General features: G+C 66.5%; 17 protein-coding genes. 10 read left to right on the forward strand and 7 right to left on the reverse strand.

From position 1 onward, the window contains the following. The first annotated feature begins 88 nt into the window (after positions 1 to 88). The 5 genes from AC5P9P_RS00185 to AC5P9P_RS00205 all read left to right on the forward strand — a co-directional run bounded on the left by AC5P9P_RS00185 (position 89) and on the right by AC5P9P_RS00205 (position 6,168). On the forward strand, positions 89 to 1,075 hold the full coding sequence (locus AC5P9P_RS00185; protein WP_004153634.1) for a malate dehydrogenase: 987 nt from the start codon (positions 89 to 91) through the stop codon (positions 1,073 to 1,075). A gap of 122 nt (positions 1,076 to 1,197) precedes the next feature. After that, on the forward strand, positions 1,198 to 1,812 hold the full coding sequence (locus tag AC5P9P_RS00190; RefSeq protein WP_445949992.1) for an RluA family pseudouridine synthase: 615 nt from the start codon (positions 1,198 to 1,200) through the stop codon (positions 1,810 to 1,812). A gap of 653 nt (positions 1,813 to 2,465) precedes the next feature. Next, positions 2,466 to 4,346: a propionate--CoA ligase gene (gene prpE / locus AC5P9P_RS00195; RefSeq protein WP_005408227.1), complete on the forward strand. Its 1,881-nt coding sequence runs from the start codon at positions 2,466 to 2,468 to the stop codon at positions 4,344 to 4,346. Positions 4,347 to 4,562: 216 nt separating this feature from the next. Continuing rightward, complete coding sequence (locus AC5P9P_RS00200) at positions 4,563 to 5,066, forward strand: hypothetical protein (RefSeq protein WP_495232552.1); 504 nt, start codon at positions 4,563 to 4,565, stop codon at positions 5,064 to 5,066. A 46-nt stretch (positions 5,067 to 5,112) separates the two neighbouring features. Further along, complete coding sequence (locus AC5P9P_RS00205) at positions 5,113 to 6,168, forward strand: suppressor of fused domain protein (RefSeq protein ID WP_049403835.1); 1,056 nt, start codon at positions 5,113 to 5,115, stop codon at positions 6,166 to 6,168. A gap of 67 nt (positions 6,169 to 6,235) precedes the next feature. Here the strand turns inward: AC5P9P_RS00205 and AC5P9P_RS00210 are convergent, their stop codons facing one another. From AC5P9P_RS00210 to AC5P9P_RS00230, 5 genes are all read right to left on the reverse strand, one after another. After that, a complete protein-coding gene (locus AC5P9P_RS00210; protein WP_005408230.1) occupies positions 6,236 to 6,847 on the reverse strand; it encodes a glutathione S-transferase N-terminal domain-containing protein in 612 nt (203 codons plus the stop codon). Between the two features lie 84 nt (positions 6,848 to 6,931). Continuing rightward, the gene (locus tag AC5P9P_RS00215; RefSeq protein WP_004154513.1) at positions 6,932 to 7,390 is read right to left on the reverse strand and encodes a cell wall hydrolase; all 459 of its coding nucleotides are present in this window, start codon (positions 7,388 to 7,390) and stop codon (positions 6,932 to 6,934) included. 298 nt (positions 7,391 to 7,688) lie between these two features. After that, on the reverse strand, positions 7,689 to 9,719 hold the full coding sequence (locus tag AC5P9P_RS00220) for an NADPH-dependent 2,4-dienoyl-CoA reductase (RefSeq protein ID WP_049433058.1): 2,031 nt from the start codon (positions 9,717 to 9,719) through the stop codon (positions 7,689 to 7,691). A gap of 239 nt (positions 9,720 to 9,958) precedes the next feature. Then, entirely contained in the window at positions 9,959 to 10,588 is a 630-nt protein-coding gene (gene yczE / locus AC5P9P_RS00225) for a membrane protein YczE (RefSeq protein ID WP_005408232.1), read from the reverse strand. A gap of 208 nt (positions 10,589 to 10,796) precedes the next feature. Then, positions 10,797 to 11,816, reverse strand: a complete 1,020-nt coding sequence (locus tag AC5P9P_RS00230; protein WP_049454674.1) for a zinc-binding alcohol dehydrogenase family protein — start codon at positions 11,814 to 11,816, stop codon at positions 10,797 to 10,799. Between the two features lie 357 nt (positions 11,817 to 12,173). Here AC5P9P_RS00230 and AC5P9P_RS00235 point away from each other — a divergent pair, with 357 nt between their 5' ends. From AC5P9P_RS00235 to AC5P9P_RS00250, 4 genes are all read left to right on the forward strand, one after another. After that, a complete protein-coding gene (locus AC5P9P_RS00235; RefSeq protein WP_005408234.1) occupies positions 12,174 to 13,274 on the forward strand; it encodes an OmpA family protein in 1,101 nt (366 codons plus the stop codon). A 219-nt stretch (positions 13,275 to 13,493) separates the two neighbouring features. Beyond that, positions 13,494 to 14,000, forward strand: coding sequence for a hypothetical protein (locus tag AC5P9P_RS00240; RefSeq protein ID WP_005408235.1), 507 nt, complete (start codon positions 13,494 to 13,496; stop codon positions 13,998 to 14,000). 20 nt (positions 14,001 to 14,020) lie between these two features. After that, positions 14,021 to 14,830, forward strand: a complete 810-nt coding sequence (locus tag AC5P9P_RS00245) for a pseudouridine synthase (RefSeq protein WP_329771619.1) — start codon at positions 14,021 to 14,023, stop codon at positions 14,828 to 14,830. Positions 14,831 to 14,915: 85 nt separating this feature from the next. After that, positions 14,916 to 15,251 carry a hypothetical protein gene (locus tag AC5P9P_RS00250; protein WP_049454677.1) on the forward strand — a complete coding sequence of 112 codons (336 nt, stop codon included), beginning with the start codon at positions 14,916 to 14,918 and terminating at the stop codon, positions 15,249 to 15,251. An 84-nt stretch (positions 15,252 to 15,335) separates the two neighbouring features. Here the strand turns inward: AC5P9P_RS00250 and kbl are convergent, their stop codons facing one another. Next, positions 15,336 to 16,544, reverse strand: coding sequence for a glycine C-acetyltransferase (kbl, locus tag AC5P9P_RS00255; RefSeq protein WP_049403840.1), 1,209 nt, complete (start codon positions 16,542 to 16,544; stop codon positions 15,336 to 15,338). 198 nt (positions 16,545 to 16,742) lie between these two features. Here kbl and AC5P9P_RS00260 point away from each other — a divergent pair, with 198 nt between their 5' ends. After that, the gene (locus tag AC5P9P_RS00260; RefSeq protein WP_005412357.1) at positions 16,743 to 17,438 is read left to right on the forward strand and encodes a TorF family putative porin; all 696 of its coding nucleotides are present in this window, start codon (positions 16,743 to 16,745) and stop codon (positions 17,436 to 17,438) included. 132 nt (positions 17,439 to 17,570) lie between these two features. Here AC5P9P_RS00260 and tdh read toward each other — a convergent pair whose 3' ends face one another. After that, complete coding sequence (gene tdh / locus AC5P9P_RS00265) at positions 17,571 to 18,593, reverse strand: L-threonine 3-dehydrogenase (protein WP_010483949.1); 1,023 nt, start codon at positions 18,591 to 18,593, stop codon at positions 17,571 to 17,573. Between the last annotated feature and the right edge of the window lie 187 nt (positions 18,594 to 18,780).

Consider the following 18,780-nt stretch of genomic DNA (forward strand, 5'->3'; position numbering starts at 1 on the left):
CCGTTTCCCTGTTCCCCGCCGCCCGCCTGGCCTGCGTGGCTCTGCCCGCGGCGTCCCATCAAACGCTTGCAAGCAAGAGGAAACCCCCATGAAAGCACCCGTTCGTGTTGCCGTGACCGGCGCCGCCGGCCAGATCGGTTATGCCCTGCTGTTCCGCATCGCCTCCGGCGAAATGCTGGGCAAGGACCAGCCGGTCATCCTGCAGCTGCTGGAACTGCCGGTGGACAAGGCCCAGGCCGCCCTGAAGGGCGTGATGATGGAGCTGGAAGACTGTGCCTTCCCGCTGCTGGCCGGCATGGTCGGCACCGATGACGCCGAAGTCGCGTTCAAGGACGCCGACATCGCCCTGCTGGTCGGCGCACGTCCGCGCGGCCCGGGCATGGAGCGCAAGGACCTGCTGCTGGAGAACGCCAAGATCTTCACCGCCCAGGGTGCAGCGCTGAACAAGGTCGCCAGCCGTGACGTGAAGGTGCTGGTGGTCGGCAACCCGGCCAACACCAACGCCTACATCGCGATGAAGTCGGCCCCGGACCTGAAGCCGGAAAACTTCACCGCCATGCTGCGCCTGGACCACAACCGCGCGCTGAGCCAGCTGTCGACCAAGCTCGGCAAGCCGGTCGGTGGCATGGAGAAGCTGGTGGTGTGGGGCAACCACAGCCCGACCATGTACCCGGACTACCGTTTCGCCACCGCCGATGGTGCGTCGATCGCCGATGCGATCAACGACCAGGAGTGGAACGCCAACACCTTCATCCCGACCGTCGGCAAGCGCGGCGCGGCGATCATCGAAGCCCGTGGCTCGTCCTCGGCTGCTTCGGCCGCCAACGCAGCGATCGACCACGTGCGTGACTGGGTGCTGGGCAGCAACGGCAAGTGGGTCACCATGGGCGTGCCGTCCGACGGTTCCTACGGCATTCCGGAAGGCGTGATCTTCGGCTTCGCGGTGACCACCGAGAACGGCAAGTACACCCTGGTCAAGGATCTGCCGATCGACGACTTCAGCCAGAAGTACATCGACAAGACCCTGGCCGAGCTGGAAGAAGAGCGCGCCGGCGTCGCCCACCTGCTGGGCTGATGCAGGCGGTACCGGCTCCGGCCGGTACGTCTTCCATCAAGGTAGGTACCGACCGTTGGTTGGTACGCAGAAAACGGGGAGGCTTCGGCTTCCCCGTTTTCATTTGGAGCTCCTGGAACCGCATGATCCACCTGCACTACATCGATGACGCACTGCTGGTGGCCGAGAAGCCGGCTGGCCTGTTGTCCGTACCCGGCCGCAGCGCCGAGAACCAGGACTGCGTGGTCGCGCGCCTGCAGGCGCTGTATCCGGATGCGTTGACCGTGCACCGGCTGGACCAGGTGACCTCCGGCCTGCTGCTGCATGCGCGTGGCAAGGACATGCAGGCGACGTTGTCGATGCAGTTCGAGCAGCGCCAGGTTGGCAAGCGGTATGAAGCGGTGGTGCAGGGGCTGCTCGAGGGTGATTCCGGTGAAGTGGACCTGCCGTTGATCGTTGACTGGCCGAACCGGCCGAAGCAGATGGTCGATCACGAATGCGGCAAGCCGGCGTTGACCCGCTGGCGCGTGCTGGTGCGCGATGTTGAAGCGCGGCGCACGCGCGTGGCGTTGGAACCGATCACTGGCCGCAGCCATCAGCTGCGGTTGCACATGGCCACTATTGGCCATCCGATTGTTGGCGACGTGCTGTATGACGCGGCACCGGCGCACCGCGTGCATCTGCATGCGTGCAGCCTGCGGTTCACGCATCCGCTGACGGGCGAGGCGCTCGCGTTCGAGTCCGCGGCTCCGTTCTAGGGGGTCGGCAGGGCTTGCAGCCCTGCACCTGCAGAATCAACGTCAACATCAACGTCAAAAGCGGGCTGTCCGTGGGTTGGCGGGGAGGTATGGGTGGGCAGGACACGCCGTAAACCCATCCATGGGGGCTCGATGGCGCCATCCATGGCGCCAACGGTCCTGCCCACCCACACCGCCCCGCCTCTGACAGATTCCCGCGGCTGTTGGTAACTGCGGCCGTTGTTCCGCACGGCTGTTGGTAGATGTCGACCTTGGTCGACACGATTTTTCTTTCAGATATCGAATGAGTCATCCACGCATTGCGTGGATCTACCGTGTCGACCAAGGTCGACACCTACCAGCGCAATCCGCCGTTCCGACAGATGGCAGGAAACTGTCGAAGGCGGGGTGGGTCCGGTGGCGGGAGTGTCCGCGGCATGGATGCCGTGGCCAAGCCCCCATGGACGGGTTTACGGCGTCTCCCGCCACCGGATCCACCCCGCCATCCCCCAGTAAGCCAGCTTCTGCTGTTGCTTTGGCTTTGGCTTCGGCTTCTGCAGGTGCAGGGCTGCAAGCCCTGCATAACAAACCCCACCCCCTACCAAGGTAGGGCGGCCCGCGCGGCAGCACCGGACTATCCTCGAACCCATGACTTTGTCTGGGAGGGCTGCGTCATGAACTACGAGGAAACCTACCGTCGCTCGATCGACGAGCCGGAGGCCTTCTGGGGCGAGGAAGCCAAGCGCATCCATTGGCATAAACCGCCGCAGCAGGTGCTCGACTACAGCAACCCGCCGTTCCGGCGCTGGTTCGTCGGCGGCGAAACCAATCTCTGCTACAACGCCGTCGACCGCCACCTGGCCGAGCGCGCCGACCAGCTCGCGCTGGTCGCCATCTCCACCGAAACCAACAGCACACGCGAGATCACCTATCGCCAGCTGTACCGCGAAGTGAACGACTTCGCCGCGGTACTCAAGCACCTCGGTGTCGGCCACGGTGACCGCGTGGTGATCTACATGCCGAACATGGCCGAGGCGGTGTTTGCGATGCTGGCCTGCGCGCGCATCGGTGCGGTGCACTCGGTGGTGTTCGGTGGCTTCGCCGCGCACAACCTGGCGCTGCGCATCGACGATGCCAAGCCCAAGCTGCTGATCGCGGCCGACGCCGGTATGCGCGGTGGCAAGCTGATTCCGTACAAGCCGATGGTCGACGCCGCCTGCGCCGAAGCGGCGTCGCCGCCACCGCATGTGCTGATCGTGTCGCGCGGGCTGGATGCCGCCGAACCCCGCGTGCCGGGCCGTGATGTGGACTACGCCACGCTGCATGCACAGATCGGGGAAGTGGATGTGCCGGTGCAGTGGCTGGAAGCGAGCGAACCGAGCTACCTGCTGTACACCTCCGGCACCACCGGCAAGCCGAAGGGCGTGCAGCGCGATGTGGGCGGCTATGCAGTGGCGATGGCGCAGTCGATGGAGACCGTGTTCGACTGCAAGCCGGGCCAGGTGATGTTCTCCACCTCCGATGTCGGCTGGGCGGTGGGCCACTCCTACAATGTGTACGGCCCGCTGATCGGTGGCTGCACCTCGCTGCTGTACGAAGGCCTGCCGACCAATCCGGATCCCGGCATCTGGTGGGCGCTGTGCGAGCAGTACAACGTGCGCACGATGTTCTCCTCGCCCACCGCCATCCGCGTGCTGAAGAAGCACGACGCGGACTTCATCCATCGCCACGACCTGCGTGCGCTGAAGTACCTGTTCCTGGCCGGCGAGCCGCTCGACGAGCCGACCGCGCACTGGATCAGCGAAGCGCTCGGCAAGCCGATCATCGACAACTACTGGCAGACCGAAACCGGCTGGCCGGCACTGACCCTGCTGCCGGGCCTGGAGATGAAGCCGGTGCGTTTCGGCTCGCCCGGGTTCCCCAATCTCGGCTATCGGATGAAGGTGATCGACGAGAACACTGGCGAGGAAGTCGCACCGGGGCAGAAGGGCGTGCTGGTGGTGTCGCCACCGCTGCCGCCGGGTTGCATGAGCACCGTGTGGAATGATGACAGCCGCTTCCTGCAGAGCTACTTCAGCCACTTCAAGGAACTGCTGTACAGCTCGCTGGACTGGGCGATCCGCGACGACGATGGCTACACCTTCATCCTCGGTCGCACCGATGATGTCATCAATGTAGCCGGGCACCGTCTGGGCACGCGCGAGATCGAGGAGGCCATTTCCAGCCATCCGCGGGTGGCCGAGGCCGCCGTGATCGGGGTCAAGGATGAACTGAAGGGGCAGGTGCCGCTGGTGTTCGTCACCCTCAAGCAGGGCCTGGATGGCGAGGATCCGGCGCCGGTGGTGGCCGAGATGATGGCGACGGTGACCACCTCGCTCGGCGCGGTCGCACGCCCGGCGCACGTACACGTGGTCAATGCACTGCCCAAGACCCGCTCCGGCAAGCTGCTGCGGCGCTCGCTGCAGGCGCTGGCCGAACAGCGCGACCCGGGTGACCTGTCGACGCTGGACGACCCCAGCGCGCTGGAGGAGATCCGCCGCGCGCTGGGCCGTTGATCCGGTAGTGCCGGCTACTGGCCGGCCCCCCCCCTCAATCCCGAGGTTGCCGGCCAGCGGCCGGCACTACCCGCGGCACTTGCGCTAAGCTCGGCCTGTCATCGACCTGCAATACGCGGCGCGCGCCGGGGAAGGCGCGTGCCGTCCGGGGATGGCACACAGGGGGGCGTGCCCGTCAGGGCGCGCCGGCATTGTGCATCGAGGGAGGGGGAGGCAATGGTATTGCTGCACGCCAAGACGGCTGCTGGCCGTCAGGAAATCGAAGACCGTGGCCGGCGCCTGCCGGCGGCACTGCGTTCGATCCTGCTGATGGTCGACGGCCATCGCGATGACACCGAACTGCGTGGCCTGTTCGAAGGCCTGCGCGCGCCGGCCGATGCACTGGAGCAGCTGGAAGCGCAGGGCCTGATCGAAGTGATCGGTGGCAATGCCGAGCTGGCACCGGTACGTGGCATCAGCACCGGCCGCGAACAGGATCCGGCGTTGTACCAGCAGCTGTACGACGCGATGAGCGAGGCGGTGCGGCGCCACCTGGGCCTGAAGGGCTACTTCATGCAGTTGAAGATTGAACGCTGCACCGATGCACTTGCACTGGAACGCCTGTGCCCGGAACTGCTGGCGGCGGTGGGCAAGGCGCGCAGCCCGGCGCTGGCGCAGCGCTGGTGGCAGGAAACCCAGGCCGCCGTGGTCAATGGTGGCGGCGAGGTCGTGCAGGCATGAGCCACCGCGTAAAGTGATCGGTTCACTTCCCCACAAGGAGTCCCGCGTGCAGGACGACCACGACGACAGCGACACCCCAGGCTGGGACGCGATCAATGCGGCGCTGGCGCCGCTGTATGCCGGCCAGGAACCCCGTCACTACGGTACGGCGTTGCCGTACACGCTGGGTGGCCAGGATCCACTGGATGGCATCAGCGTGTACTGGGTGGATGCACCGGTACCGCATTGGCACTACATCACCTACGGCTTCTCCGAGCTGTACACCAAGGAGAGCAGCGATGCCGCCGCCAGCGGCTATGGTTTCGAGCTGACCTTCCGCCTGGCTGCTGAAGCCGGTGAGCACGCCGGCAGCAACCCGCCGGTGTGGCCGATGAACCTGCTGCAGAACCTGGCGCGCTACGTGTTTGGCAGCGGCAACGTGTTCGAGGATGGTCACCATCTGAACGCCAACGGCCCGATCGCGCTGGAGACCGGCACGCGCCTGTGCCACCTGGCCTTCATCGCCGATCCGCAGTTGCCTGCGCGCGACACCGCCAATGGCCACCTGCAGTTCCTGCAGCTGGTCGGGCTGACCGATGAGGAGATGGAAGCGGTCAAGCGTTGGTCGACGCGCGGCGTGCTGCAGGCGCTGCAACCGGCGATGCCGCTGTGGATCAGCGACCTGCATCGCGGCAACCTGTTGGAGGATCCGACACTCGCCGCACAGGTGCGGGCCGGCAGCGAGCGCGAGGGCTCCAGCACCGGCATGTTGTTCATCGAGACACTGGATTGGCGGCAGGAGGCGGGGGTCACCACCCTGGTGCTCGGCGCCGGGCAGGTGGCCAGTGTGTGCGAGCTGCTGCCATTGCGCCTGCGCCACGGCAGATCGCTGGAACTGGCCAGCCGCGAGCGGCAGTGGGAGTTCATTCCGGCAGCGCGCGGTGAAACCGGCGAGGTATCGGCCGACAGCGCGCGCTGGGCGCTGGACGAGACGGGGCTGCAGGCCCTGGCGGGCGTGCGTGCCGAACGTGGCATCTACCCGGTGGCGGGAGCGCTGCGCATCGAAGTGGTTCCGACCTACCTGCGCGATGCCAACGGTGAAGTGATCCGCCAGATCGGCTGAGTGTGGTGATGGCGCCGGTGGGGTCAGAGCCGCCTGCTGTGCAGACGGATCCGACCCCGGGTCAGGCTCAGGCCAGGCCTTCGGCCTTCAGTGCGGCCTGCACGCCGGCATCGGCGTCCATGCGTGCCTTGTAGGCGGCCAGGTTGTCCAGGCCCGACAGGTCGACCTTGGTGCCGGCGGCCCAACGCAGGGTGATGTAGAAGTACGGGTCGGCGAAACTGCGGAAGCCGGCCAGCCAGGGCTTGTCGGCCAGCTGCCTGTCAGCGGTCTCGAACAGGCCACGCAGGCGCTTGTGTGCGGCGGCGCGGATCGCATCGAACTGGCTTTCGTCGGCGATGAACTTGCCCGGTGCGAACAGCGGCGAGAAGGCCGGATGCACGTCGGAATTGACGAAGGCCAGCCAGCGGGTAGCTTCGGCACGCTGGCGCGCGCTGCCATCGCCGCCGAGGCCGGCCTGCGGGTAGGTGTCGGCGATATAGCCCATGATCGCGGCGTTCTGCAGCAGCACGAAGTCGCCATCGACCAGCGCGGGAACGGCGCCGGCCGGATTGATCTTGAGGAATTCCGGACCCTTGAGGGTGTCCTTGTTCAGCAGTTCGACCTCGAACGGCTGGCCGGTCCACTGCAGGGCGATGTGGTCGGCGGTGGAACAGGCACCGGGCTTGCTGTACAGCTTCATGGGAACTCCAGGTGATGCGGGCGGGAAACGCCCACTATCCCAGAGCCTGCCAGCGGGCGGCAACGCTGCCGCCAGCACGGATCGTTACGACTGCCGCGGCTTGAGGTTCTGCACCTTATAGAAGGTGTGATCGCCGATGGTGGCCACCTGGTAGGCGTTGCGCCAGTTCGGGCTGGCGATGGACAACGCGGCGAAGTGGCTGGCACCGGGCACGATCTCGCGGCGCTCGCCGGCCGGCAGCGCCCAGTTGCGCTCGGCGTCGAAGGCCACGTTCATTGCCTCGCTCCAGGCCGCGTCATTGCCCAGCTGGGTGCCGGGGGAGACGATGGTCGGCGCGAACTGCTTGCGCGCGGTGACCACCTGGCACATCGAGTCGCCCCACAGGCCACTGTCGAGGCGGCGCAGGGCGACCTCGGCAACGGCTTGCTGGCCGCGCAGGGTCTGGTCGCGGGCTTCCAGATAAACGGTGGTGCTCAGACACAGTGAATCAGCGGCCGGCTGCGGCAACAACTGCGACAGCCAGAGAATCCAGGCCAGTTTCATATAACTCCTTGCTCCGTATGGGCCGCACTCTCCGCTTCCAGTCGCGGGGGCGACAGGATGCGGGGTACGACTTGGCGTCATGGGGAGGCGGCCATCGGGGCCGCCCCGTGGGCAGCCCCAAAAGAAACGACCAGTACCGATCGTGGGGGCTGCGCCGGCTCACCGGAAACTGGCTGGTGAGCGGAAAGATGGCGCAAGGTAGGGGGGCGTAGCCGAACGCATCGTGAACCGGCCGGCTTGACATTCAGGTTCCGGAGGGGTGACGGAAATCACATTCCGTCCCCCATTCATGCGCTCATCAGAGCGCGGCGGCCACCCGGCTGCCCTGGTCGATGGCCCGCTTGGCGTCCAGTTCGGCCGCTACATCGGCACCGCCGATCAGCTGCGCGTTGATGCCGGCGGCCTGCAGCTCGGCCTGCAATGCGCGGTTCGGTTCCTGCCCGGCGCAGATCACCACATGATCGACCGGCAGCAGCTGTTCGCTGCCTTCCACGCGGATGCGCAGGCCTTCGTCGTCCACGCCCAGGTACTCGACGCCGCCGAGCATGCGCACGCCCTTGGCCTTCAGCGTGGCGCGGTGGATCCAGCCGGTGGTCTTGCCCAGCCGCGCGCCGGGCTTGCCCGGGCTGCGCTGCAGCAGCCACAGCCGCCGCGGCGATGCCTCGGGCTGCGGCCTGGCCAGCGAGCCGCGGGCCTCGAACGTGCTGTCCACGCCCCATTCGGCCATCCAGCGCTGTGGGTCCAGCGAGGGGGACTCACCAGCGTGGCTGAGGAACTCGCCGACATCGAAGCCGATGCCGCCGGCGCCGATGATCGCCGCACTGGCGCCCACTTCGACCCGGCCCAGCAGCACGTCCAGGTAGCTGACCACCTTGGCGTGGTTGGCGCCGGGGAAGTCGACCTTGCGCGGCGTGATGCCGGTGGCCAGCACCACCTCGTCGAAGCCGGCCAGGCTGGCCGCGTCTGCTCGCGTGCCCAGGCGTAGCTGCACGCCGGTTTCAGCCAGCTTGTGGCGGAAATAGCGCAGGGTCTCGTGGAACTCTTCCTTGCCGGGGATGCGCTTGGCCACGTTGAACTGGCCACCGATCTCGTCGTTGGCATCGAACAGGGTGACCTGGTGGCCGCGCTCGGCGGCCACCGTGGCGCAAGCCAGGCCGGCCGGACCGGCGCCGACCACCGCCACCTTTTTCGGCGTGGCAGCCGGGCGGTAGACCAGCTCGGTCTCGTGTGCGGCACGCGGATTGACCAGGCAGCTGGCCAGCTTGTTCTCGAACACGTGGTCCAGGCAGGCCTGGTTGCAGGCGATGCAGGTGTTGATCGCCTCGGCGCGGCCGGCGCGGGCCTTGTTGGGCCATCGCGGGTCGGCCAGCAGCGGGCGCGCCAGCGACACCATGTCGGCGCCGCCGCTGGCGAGGATGTGCTCGGCGACGTCGGGCATGTTGATGCGGTTGGTCGCCACCAGCGGCACCGTTACATGCGGCTTGAGCTTGGCGGTGACACCGGCGAAGGCGGCGCGCGGCACCGAGGTGGCAATGGTCGGGATGCGCGCTTCGTGCCAGCCGATGCCGGAATTGATGATCGTCGCGCCAGCCGCCTCGATGGCCTGGGCCTGCTGCACGATCTCTTCCCAGTTGCTGCCGTCGTCAACCAGATCCACCAGCGACAGGCGGTAGATGATGATGAAGTCCGGGCCGCAGGCCTCGCGGATGCGGCGCACGATCTCCACTGCAAAACGCATGCGTTGGTTGGCGTCGCCACCCCAGCGGTCGGAGCGCTTGTTGGTGCGCGGGGCGATGAACTCGTTGATGAGGTAGCCCTCCGAGCCCATCACTTCGACGCCATCGTAGCCGGCTTCACGGGCCAGCTTTGCGCTGCGTGCGTAGTCGGCGATATGCCGCTCGACGCCGCTGGCCGACAGCGCACGGGGGGTGAACGGGTTGATCGGCGCCTTCAGCTTCGACGGTGCCACCGACAGGGGATGGTAGGCATAGCGGCCGGCATGCAGCAGCTGCAGGCAGATCTTCGCGCCGTGCTGGTGCGCGGCGGCGGTGAGCTGCCGGTGCGGGCGTACTTCCCAGGGCCAGGACAGCTTTCCGCCAAAGGGCTTCAGCCAGCCGACCACGTTCGGCGCGAAGCCACCGGTGACGATCAGGCCGACGCCACCTTCGGCGCGTTCGGCGAAGTAGGCGGCCAGGCGCGGGAAGTCGCGGGCGCGATCTTCCAGGCCGGTGTGCATCGAACCCATCAGCACGCGGTTGCGCAGCTGGGTGAAGCCCAGGTCCAGCGGGGCGAACAGGTGGGGATAGGCGCTTTCGTTGGCTGGCGACATGATCGATACGCTTGCGTACGGAAGCGCGAAGCGTGCCGGGAAACGGCGGCTGGGGCAAGGGGCGCGGGCGGTAGTGCCGGCCGCTGGCCGGGTACGCTCGGCACATGCGTGCTGTCGCTCCCGCATTTCGCTGCGCGAACCGCGGGCCCCACTTATCGGCCTCTACCCCCCGCGCCTGCGGCGCTGCCCCCGAACTCCGGGCGCGGTAGTGCCGGCCGCTGGCCGGCATCCCGATCAGCTCAGGGTGATTGCGGTTGCCGGCCAGCGGCCGGCACTACCGGGGGACGCCCAATCCCAAACCAGCCCAGCGTTACCCCGCACAGTGGGCCGATCAGCAGGGCGAAGGCGAGGGTGCCGACACCGACATTGCCGCCGAGCCACCAGCCCAGCAGTAGCACGCTGCCCTCGATCAGGCTGCGCACCTTCCAGATCGGCCAGCCGGTGCGGGCATGCAGGCCGGTCATCAGGCCGTCGCGCGGGCCGGGCCCGAGCTTGGCGCCGATGTACAGGCCGGTGGCCAGGGCGACCAGCAGCATGCCGGCGCAGAACATCGCCAGCTGCCAGCCAAGGCCGACCGCCGGGGGAAGCAACCACAGCCCGAACTGCGCGGATGGACCGATCAACATCACGTTGAGCACGGTGCCGACGCCCGGCTTCTGTCGCAATGGCCACCACAGCAGCAGCACCAGCGCACCGATCACATTGGTGGCCAGGCCGAACGATAGCGGCGTCTGTGCGGCGATGCCCTGCGACAACACGTCCCAGGGGGCCACGCCGATCGCTGCACGGATCATCAGCGAGGCGCCGAAGCCGTACAGGAACAGGCCGATGATCAGTTGCAGCAGACGCAGGGGCAGGGCGGTGGGCATGGCGGCGCTCGGGGAGAGGGGAGGGATCTGTTTCCACCGTAATCCCGATTCAGTCACTCCCATAGATACAGATGACGGCCGATCCGCCGCTACAGGAGTCGTCGATCCTGCGTATGGGACGTTCTGTGGAGCTGGGCCATGCTCGGCTGCTTTGCCTGGCACCGCCAGCCGAACATGGCCCGGCACTGCACCGGCGTTCCAGCCTGGCTCAGTCGCTCCAGCCGGCCAGCGCCAGCTTGCCCACCGTGCGCCCGCTGGCCAAGCGCTGATGCGCGATGTCCAGATTCGCCGCATTGATCGCGCCCAGCGTCTCGCTGAGGGTGCCGCGCAGCTGGCCAGCGTCGATCATGCTGGCCGCGCGGCTGAGGATGCGGTGCTGTTCGATGCGGTCCGCCGTGGCGAAGCGCGAACGCGCGAACATGAACTCCCAGTGGATGCCGATGCACTTGGCCTTGTAGGGATCACCGATGCGCAGCGCGCCGCGCGGTTCGACGATGAGGCCGACATGGCCCTGTGGCGCCAGCAGTTGACCCAACGCATCCCAGTAATGGTCGGTGTCGGCCAGGTTGAGCGCGACCTGTACTGCGTCGATGCCCGATGCCTGCAGCTGGGGCAGCAGCGGCTGCCGGTGGTCGATTACATGCTGGGCACCCATCTGCCGGCACCAGTCGATCGACGACTCACGCGAGGCGGTGGCGATCACCTCGAATCCGGCGTGCCGGCCCAGCTGGATCGCCATCGATCCAACACCGCCTGCTCCGCCGATCACCAGCAGGTGCTGGCCGGCATGGCGGCGATCATCCAGCTGCAATGGCATGCGCTGGAACAGCAGTTCCCATGCGGTGAGCGTGGTCAGTGGCAGTGCGGCCGCTTCGGCGAAGTCGAGCGTGGTCGGCTTGCGCGCTACCAGCCGTTCGTCCACAAGATGGAACTGCGCATTGCAGCCCGGCCGGGTGACATCACCGGCGTAGTAGACCTCGTCGCCGGACGCGAACAGGCTGGCGTCCTCGCCGATCGCTTCGACCACCCCGGCGGCGTCCCAGCCGAGTACGCGGGGTGCTTCGAGCGTGGCCGGATCGGTGGCCGCCCGCTGCTTGCCGTCGACCGGGTTCACCGAGACGGCCTCGACCCGGATCAGCAGGTCGCGGCCACCCGGAGGCAGCGGCGGGGGGAGGTGGATATCGCAGAGGGCGGGGGCGGATTCACGACTCAGGGCGACGGCTTTCATCTCGGCTCCGGCTGGGTACGTGGCTCCATCATAGAGTTCCTCACGTTTCAGCAGATACGCTGAATCGGGTGGAGCAAGCTGTTGCGCAATATGTGGTATTCCGCACTTAAACCCCGTCAAACCCTTGCAGCGTGAGGGTCTTGCGGATTTTCATCATCCTGTATAGGGTTTCAACGTCGGACCGGTGGAGGGTCGGGCGCGATACTTCACATGTTACGGGACTGTTAACATGACCTTCACCCGCCTGAGCATAATGTTCGCGGCGGTGGCGTGCTGAATCGGCTGTCGAACATCGACGCACTAGTGCTGGCCCATGCCTCTACCGGTTTCATACCCCCGAAATAGGAGCTGTACTCAATGAACAAGAAGATCCTTACTGCCGCGCTGCTGGGTGGTCTGGCTTTCGCCCAGGCTGCGTCCGCGCAGGAGTTCGATGACCGCTGGTACCTGACCGGTTCGGCCGGCTTCAACTTCCAGGACAGCGACCGCCTGACCAATGACGCTCCGTTCGTCACCCTGGGCCTGGGCAAGTTCATCAGCCCGAACTGGTCGCTGGACGGTGAGCTGAACTACCAGAACCCGAACTTCGACGCCAACAAGGACATGAACTGGTCGCAGTACGGCGTCTCGCTGGACCTGCGTCGCCACTTCATCAAGGAAGGCCGCGGCTGGAACCCGTACCTGCTGGCCGGCCTGGGCTACCAGAAGTCGGAAGAAGAGTACAACCCGATCAGCGGTGGCCTGGCTGACCGCAAGGACGGCAACTTTGCCGCCAAGGTCGGCGTCGGTCTGCAGACCACCTTCGAGAAGCGCGTCGCTGTCCGTGCCGAGGTCGCCTACCGCGCTGATTTCGACGACCAGAGCGTGAACCCGAAGCGTGCCGGCAACGATGAAAGCTGGTTCGGCGACGTGCTGGCTTCGGTCGGCGTCGTGATCCCGCTGGGCCCGGCTCCGGTCGCGGCTGCTCCGGCTCCGGCTCCGGTTGCCCCGAGCTGCGCCGACCTGGATGACGACGGTGACGGCGTCAACAACTGCGACGACAAGTGCCCGAACTCGCAGCCGGGTCAGACCATCGGTCCGGACGGTTGCCCGGTGCCGGTCTCCATCGACCTGAAGGGCGTCAACTTCGACTTCGACAAGTCGAACCTGCGTCCGGACGCCGTGGCGATCCTGAGCGAAGCCACCGAGATCCTGAAGCGTTACCCGGATCTGCGCGTTGAAGTCGCCGGTCACACCGACTCGAAGGGTACCGACGCTTACAACCAGAAGCTGTCGGAGCGTCGTGCTACCGCCGTGTACAACTACCTGACCAAGAACGGCGTTGACGCCGGTCGCCTGGTCGGCCCGATCGGCTACGGCGAGAGCCGTCCGATTGCTCCGAACACCAACCCGGATGGTTCGGACAACCCGGAAGGTCGCGCCAAGAACCGTCGTACCGAGCTGAACGTCCAGAACTAAGTTCTGACGCTCTGCCAGTAGGACACAGCAGGACCCGGCTTCGGCCGGGTCTTGTTGTTTCTGCGGCCCGGAATCCGTTGCCTGCCGGTCCGGGGGTAACCGTTCATCGGATTTTTGTCCGTAAAACCAATGGGTTGCCGTATTCATTGAAAGTGGCGCTTGAAAGCTGTCGCGGCATTGCTAAACTCGCCGCGTCACTTCCTTTCCTGGATGCCCTTCATGCTGCGCTCTGCATCGGCCGCCGTCCTGGCGCTGGCCCTGGTTCCCGCCGCCCACGCTGCGGTCGATTGCTCGGTCAACACCAGCGCCTCGCCGCTGCCGTTGCCGGCCACGACCATCGCGCCGGTGGCCGACGAGCTCTACATCCGTGGCAACCAGCTGGGCATGCCGGCCGGCGTGCTGAGCAGCAACTACGATCCGTCGCAGTCGCTGGACCAGGTGCTGCAGCGCCTGCGCATCGATGGCTGCCAGAACATCGCCAAGGCCATTCCGAGCGCACCGGCGGTGAAGCCGAACGATCCGGCGGCCTACAAGCCGCAGACCGAATTCGACAACACGCCCTGGCGCTTCGACATGAGCCAGAACGGCAAGCGCATGACCGCCGAAGAGTTCGACGCCTGGATGAAGGCGCGTGGCGTGCGTGTGGTCAAGGCGCGTCCGGCTCCGGCCGCCACTCCGGCCCCGGCCGAAGCACCGGCTGAGACCAAGCCGGTCGACAAGAAGTAAGCGCCGCGGGGAGCAGAGGCTTGCGCACGCGCCGCCCACCTGCCGCCCCCGCCGCCCGCTCCCACGCATCGCGTGGGCGTGCGACTCCCGCTGCCACAGCCGCCGGTGTCCGTCATGGCCTGGCGCGCGTGCTGTCCAAGGCCGGCGTCTGCTCGCGCAGCGAGGCCGCGCGCTGGATTGCCGAGGGCCGCGTACGCGTCTCCGGCCGCATCGTGCGGGATCCCGAGTTCCCGATTGGCCAGCCGGCGCCGCCGATCGAGGTCGATGGCCAGCCGATGGGCGCGCCGCAGCGCCTGTACCTGATGCTCAACAAGCCACGCGGGGTGGTGACCACCGCGCAGGACGAGCGTGGCCGCGACACCGTCTACCGCTGTTTCGATGGTGCAGGGCTGCCGTGGATAGCGCCGGTCGGGCGCCTGGACAAGGCCAGTGAAGGGCTGTTGCTGTTCAGCAACGATCCGCAGTGGGCCGCGCGCCTGACCGATCCGGAAACGGGTCCGCAGAAGACGTACCACGTGCAGGTCGACCGCCTGCCCGATGACGCCACGCTGGCGGCCCTGCAGGCCGGCGTGGAGGACGAGGGCGAGTTCCTCGTGGCCCAGGCCGTGCGCGTGCTGCGCAGCGGCGACAAGACCGCGTGGCTGGAGGTGGTCCTCGACGAGGGCCGCAACCGCCACATCCGCCGCCTGCTGGCGGCCTTCGACCTGCAGGTGCTGCGCCTGGTCCGGGTTGCGATCGGCGGGCTGCAGCTCGGCGATCTCGGCAAGGGCCAGTGGCGGATGCTGGAGGTCAATGATCAGCGGCGGCTGGGGGCCGCTGCACCGGGCTGATCATCGCCCGCGGCCGGCGGTTGCCGGCCACCGTTCCAGGCGTAGGGGGCGCCTGGTTGCTGAACTTCCCGAACGGAGCCTGCCCATGTACCACCCGACCCTCAACCAAACCCTGCGCTGCGCAGGCCTGCTGCTGCCGATGGTGCTGCTGACCGCCTGTGGTGGCCACAAGAAGGTGGCCAAGGCAGAAGCGCCGGCCGAAACCCCGGTGGTGGAAGTGAAGACCCCGGAGCTGGATGGCCGCGGCAGCTACCGCTTCCTGATGAGCAACGGCGACAAGAAGATGACCGCCGATGAGTTCGATGCCTGGATGAAGGCCAACGGCATCCGCGTTGCCAAGGGCAACGGCCAGGACGCTGCCGCCAAGCCGGTGGTGGTGGCCAGCAAGGACGAGCCGAAGGGCAAGAAGAAAAAGAAGTGATGCTGGGAAGGTGCCGACCTCGGTCGGCACGCCCTCAAGCTCTGGTAGGTGCCGACCTTGGTCGGCACGCTTTGACCGCTGGGATCAACCCTTGATCACGCCCAGCTCGACACCGATGCGGGTGAACGCATCGATCGCGCGGTCCAGCTGCTCGCGGCTGTGCGCAGCGCTGATCTGGGTGCGGATGCGGGCCTGGCCCTTGGGCACCACCGGGAAGAAGAAGCCGATCGCGTAGATGCCTTCTTCGAGCAGGCGCTCGGCGAACTTCTGCGCCAGCGGTGCGTCGTACAGCATCACCGGGCTGATCGGGTGTACGCCCGGCTTCACGTCGAAACCGGCGGCGACCATCTTTTCGCGGAAGTAGCGGGTGTTCTCCACCAGGGTGTCGCGCAGGTCGTCAGCGGCGGCCAGCATCTCGAACGCCTTGATGCCGGCGGCCACCACATGCGGCGGCAGCGAGTTGGAGAACAGGTACGGCCGCGAACGCTGGCGCAGCAGCTCGATCACCTCGGCGCTGGCGCAGGTGAAGCCGCCCAGTGCACCGCCCATGGCCTTGCCCAGGGTGCCGGTGATGATGTCGATCTTCTCCAGCACGCCCTTCACTTCGGCCGAGCCGCGGCCGGTGGCACCGAGGAAGCCGGTGGCGTGGCATTCGTCGATGTGCACCAGCGCGTTGTACTTCTTCGCCAGCGCGGTGATCTCGTCCAGCGGAGCAATGAAGCCGTCCATCGAGAACACGCCGTCGGTGGTGATCAGCTTGGTCTTGCAGCCGGCGGCATCGGCGGCCTGCAGCTGGGCTTCCAGGTCGGCCATGTCGCAGTTGGCGTAGCGGAAGCGCTTGGCCTTGCACAGGCGCACGCCGTCGATGATCGAGGCGTGGTTCAGTGCATCGGAAATGATCGCGTCGTTCTCACCGAGCAGCGGTTCGAACAGGCCGCCGTTGGCGTCGAAACAGGCCGCGTACAGGATGGTGTCCTGCTTGCCGAAGAAGTCGGCGATCTGCTTCTCCAGCTGCTTGTGCAGGTCCTGGGTACCGCAGATGAAGCGCACCGAGGCCATGCCGAAGCCGTGGGTATCCAGCGCATCCTTGGCGGCCTGGATCAGGTCCGGATGGTCGGCCAGGCCCAGGTAGTTGTTGGCACAGAAGTTCAGCACCTTGCGGCCATCCTCGAGGGTGATCTCGGCCGACTGCGGGCTGGTGATGATCCGCTCGGACTTGAACAGGCCCTGGGCGCGGATGGCGTCCAGTTCCTCGGCGTAGTGGCGGGTCAGGGCGGAGGAGGCGTCGGTCATGGCGTGGGCACGGCTCTGAACGGGGAAACCGTTGATTCTACCGGGCTACGACGGCCTTCGACCGGGCCGGGCAGGGCACCGCCACGGGTGGCACATGTTGCATCGCAATAGCAAACGGGTTAAAAATTCGTGAACCGCGCCTGTCTGGCGCCGGTTGCCCGCTCCCCCTTCCCGCCCCCGCCACCCTCGGAGACGCCCATGAAGCACGCCCGTGCCTGCCTCGCCATTGCCGCTGCCCTGACCCTGGCCGCCCCGTTCGCCGCCAGCGCCCAGGAAAACGAATCGCCGTACAGCTGGAACGTCACCGCTGTTTCCGATTACCTGTTCCGTGGTGTGTCGCAGACCGACGAGGATCCGACCCTGCAGGCCGGTTTCACCTACACCAGCCCGGTTGGCCTGTACGCAGGCGTATGGGGCTCGGGCGTGGATTTTGGTGCGGGTGACCCGAAGACCGAGGTCGACTACCTGATCGGCTACGGCGTGGACGTCACCGAGCGCGTCAACTTCGACGTGCTGCTGAACCGCTACACCTACCTGAAGTCCAGCCACCAGAACTACAACGAGCTGATCACCACCACCACGCTGGATGACACCTACAAGCTGACGGTGGCCTACACCAACGATGTCTGGAACAGCAGCACCGATGGCTGGTACTTCGGCCTGGGCGGCAGCTGGGGCCTGCCGAAGGACTTCACCCTGAATGCCAACGTCGGTCGCAGCACCTTCGAGGACGGCATCGCCAAGGACTACACCGACTGGAACGTCGGCGTCGCGCGCCAGTTCGGCCTGTTCAACGTCGGCCTGGGCTACTACGGCACCGACGGCAACGGCCGTGACAATTCCGGCAAGCTGGCCCACAGCCGGGTGATGCTGAGCGTCGCCGTCGGCAAGTAACGCCGCAGGCGTTACGGGTAGTGCCGGCCGCTGGCCGGCAACACCAAAGAAAAAGGCGCCCATCGGGCGCCTTTTTCAATTTCAAGGTGTGCCGAGCAAGCTCGGCACCCACCCATCGCGCACGGCGAAGGGTCAATTCCAGCTCAAAACAACCTTGCCGGCCTTGCCTTCTTCCATCAGGTCGAAGCCCTTCTGGAAGTCGTCGATCGGCAGCTGGTGGGTCATCACCTTGCCGAGCGGGAAGCCGGACAGCACCAGCTGGGTCATCTTGTACCAGGTCTCGTACATCTTGCGGCCGTAGATGCCCTGCACGGTCAGGCCCTTGAAGATGATCTTGTCCCAGTCGCAGCCGGCGCCCTTGGGCATGATGCCGAGCATGGCGATCTTGCCGCCGTGGTACATGCAGTCGAGCATGTCGTTGAACGCACGCGGGTTGCCGCTCATTTCCAGGCCCACGTCGAAGCCCTCCATGTGCAGTTCCTTCATCACGTCCTTCAGCGACTGGTTGGCCACGTTGACCACGCGGGTGGCGCCCATGTCGGCGGCCAGCTTCAGGCGGAAATCATTGACGTCGGTCACCACCACGTTGCGCGCACCGATGTGCTTGCAGATGCCGGCGGCGATGATGCCGATCGGGCCGGCACCGGTGATCAGCACGTCCTCGCCGATCACGTTGAACTCCAGCGCACAGTGCGCGGCATTGCCGTACGGGTCGAAGAACGCAGCCAGCTCCGACGGGATCTGGTCCGGGATCGGCCACAGGTTGCTGGCCGGCATCACCATGTATTCGGCGAAGGCGCCGTTGACGTTGACGCCGATGCCGACGGTGTTCGGGCACAGGTGCGGGCGGCCGCCACGGCAGTTGCGGCAGTGGCCGCAGACGATGTGGCCTTCGGCCGAGACGCGCTGGCCGATTTCATAGCCGGTCACGGCCGAGCCGAGTGCGGCGACGCGACCGACGAATTCGTGGCCGATGGTCAGGCCCGGCTTGATGGTGCGCTGACTCCACTCGTCCCACAGGTAGATGTGCAGGTCGGTGCCGCAGATCGCGGTCTTCTCCAGCTTGATCAGGACCTCGTTCGGGCCCGGGGTCGGCACCGGAACTTCTTCCAGCCAGATGCCCTTGGCCGCTTCGCGCTTGACCAGGGCCTTCATCGTTTGCTGCGCCATCGGGGTGGAACTCATCAGGGGGAAAGCGCGGATTATAGGGTGCCGCGCGGATTTCCCATGTTGCGCTGCGGGTGCATTGGCGGAACGAAAGGCGTGCGCCGGCGGGCGTTTCGAACGTGCCGCAAACAGCAGCGCCTCCTTGATTCCGGGGGAGGGGGCGTGGTCACCCTGG

The sequence above is a fragment of the Stenotrophomonas sp. YJH_SMC_14-1 genome (assembly GCF_059372275.1).

Excerpts from the sequence above, each read along its gene's own strand:
- AC5P9P_RS00215 (WP_004154513.1), bottom strand. The coding sequence starts at position 7,390 with ATGAAACTGGCCTGGATTCTCTGGCTGTCGCAGTTGTTGCCGCAGCCG.
- yczE (WP_005408232.1), bottom strand. The coding sequence starts at position 10,588 with ATGCCCACCGCCCTGCCCCTGCGTCTGCTGCAACTGATCATCGGCCTG.
- kbl (WP_049403840.1), bottom strand. The coding sequence starts at position 16,544 with ATGACCGACGCCTCCTCCGCCCTGACCCGCCACTACGCCGAGGAACTG.
- AC5P9P_RS00250 (WP_049454677.1), top strand. The coding sequence starts at position 14,916 with ATGTACCACCCGACCCTCAACCAAACCCTGCGCTGCGCAGGCCTGCTG.
- AC5P9P_RS00220 (WP_049433058.1), bottom strand. The coding sequence starts at position 9,719 with ATGTCGCCAGCCAACGAAAGCGCCTATCCCCACCTGTTCGCCCCGCTG.
- tdh (WP_010483949.1), bottom strand. The coding sequence starts at position 18,593 with ATGAAGGCCCTGGTCAAGCGCGAAGCGGCCAAGGGCATCTGGCTGGAA.
- AC5P9P_RS00230 (WP_049454674.1), bottom strand. The coding sequence starts at position 11,816 with ATGAAAGCCGTCGCCCTGAGTCGTGAATCCGCCCCCGCCCTCTGCGAT.
- AC5P9P_RS00260 (WP_005412357.1), top strand. The coding sequence starts at position 16,743 with ATGAAGCACGCCCGTGCCTGCCTCGCCATTGCCGCTGCCCTGACCCTG.
- AC5P9P_RS00210 (WP_005408230.1), bottom strand. The coding sequence starts at position 6,847 with ATGAAGCTGTACAGCAAGCCCGGTGCCTGTTCCACCGCCGACCACATC.
- AC5P9P_RS00235 (WP_005408234.1), top strand. The coding sequence starts at position 12,174 with ATGAACAAGAAGATCCTTACTGCCGCGCTGCTGGGTGGTCTGGCTTTC.
- AC5P9P_RS00185 (WP_004153634.1), top strand. The coding sequence starts at position 89 with ATGAAAGCACCCGTTCGTGTTGCCGTGACCGGCGCCGCCGGCCAGATC.
- prpE (WP_005408227.1), top strand. The coding sequence starts at position 2,466 with ATGAACTACGAGGAAACCTACCGTCGCTCGATCGACGAGCCGGAGGCC.
- AC5P9P_RS00200 (WP_495232552.1), top strand. The coding sequence starts at position 4,563 with ATGGTATTGCTGCACGCCAAGACGGCTGCTGGCCGTCAGGAAATCGAA.
- AC5P9P_RS00190 (WP_445949992.1), top strand. The coding sequence starts at position 1,198 with ATGATCCACCTGCACTACATCGATGACGCACTGCTGGTGGCCGAGAAG.
- AC5P9P_RS00240 (WP_005408235.1), top strand. The coding sequence starts at position 13,494 with ATGCTGCGCTCTGCATCGGCCGCCGTCCTGGCGCTGGCCCTGGTTCCC.